Below are 484 nucleotides of genomic sequence, written 5' to 3'. Positions count from 1 at the left end.
CGGCGTGGTCCGGCGGCCGATGGGGCCGGTGAGTTGGTGGCCGGTCTGGAGGCACAGGGAGCTGATGTCCGGGTCGTGGCGTGCGATGTGGCCGACCGTGAGCAGCTGACGGGTGTGCTGGACGCGCTCGACGGCCCGTTGAGTGCCGTGGTGCACACGGCCGGTGTGCTGGACGACGGTGTGGTGGAGTCGTTGAGCCCGGAGCAGGTGGAACGGGTGATGCGGCCGAAGGTCGATGCCGCCTGGCATCTGCATGAGCTGACGGCCGACATGGGTCTGTCGGCGTTCGTGCTGTTCTCCTCGGTGGCGGCGTTGATCGGCAGTCCCGGGCAGGCGAACTACGCGGCGGCGAACGCGTCGTTGGACGCGCTGGCGCAGATGCGCACGGCGGCGGGGCTGCCCGCGACGTCCCTGGCATGGGGCCTGTGGGAGAACACCGCCGGCATGGCGGGCGAGCTGGGCGAAGCGGAACTGGCCCGGCTGG

Annotated in this window: 1 protein-coding gene; it reads left to right on the top strand. The window is 71.3% G+C overall.

Annotated features, from left to right (window positions below):
- Positions 1 to 484 (top strand): SDR family oxidoreductase (locus tag JK363_RS41630; protein ID WP_201883515.1); only part of this gene is annotated, 484 nt, incomplete at both ends.

The organism is Streptomyces coffeae, from assembly GCF_016741875.1.
Taxonomy (GTDB): domain Bacteria; phylum Actinomycetota; class Actinomycetes; order Streptomycetales; family Streptomycetaceae; genus Streptomyces; species Streptomyces coffeae.
The sequence above is the reverse complement of the archived record's forward strand: the minus strand, read 5'-3'. Positions and strand labels throughout refer to the sequence as shown.